Origin of the sequence: Bradyrhizobium sp. NBAIM08, from assembly GCF_020193935.1 — a bacterium.
Taxonomy (GTDB): Bacteria; Pseudomonadota; Alphaproteobacteria; order Rhizobiales; family Xanthobacteraceae; genus Bradyrhizobium; species Bradyrhizobium yuanmingense.
Window position 1 is genome coordinate 1 of record NZ_JADYVR010001180.1, and the last position, 391, is coordinate 391.

Below are 391 nucleotides of genomic sequence, written 5' to 3' on the forward strand. Positions count from 1 at the left end.
AGGGCGGCCTGCGCATCCTCGACCGGATCGAGGCGCTCGACTTCCGCAGCTTGCAGACGCGGCCGACGATCGGGCCGCGCGACGCCGTGCCGATGCTCTGGCAGGCGCTGCGCATGCGCGCCCCACCGGCGCGCCTGGCGCGCGGAACCGCGTGACGCCGGCCCAGTACGTCCAGGACAAGGCGGCCCGCAGCGGCTCGAGCTTCTACTACGCCTTCTTGTTCCTGCCGCCGCCGCGCCGCGCCGCCATCACGGCGTTCTATGCCTTCTGCCGCGAGGTCGACGACGTGGTCGACGACGCGGTCGACGTGGGCGTGGCCGCGACCAAGCTCGACTGGTGGCGACGCGAGGTCGACGCCGCCTTCGCCGGCCGACCGAGCCACCCGGTCACC

The 391-nt window shown here is 73.9% G+C and carries 1 protein-coding gene; it reads left to right on the forward strand.

Annotated features, from left to right (window positions below):
- Positions 1-151: 151 nt before the first annotated feature.
- Positions 152-391, forward strand: a 240-nt coding sequence (locus tag I6F37_RS45740; RefSeq protein WP_225154990.1) for a squalene/phytoene synthase family protein, incomplete at its 3' end; no start/stop codon positions are given.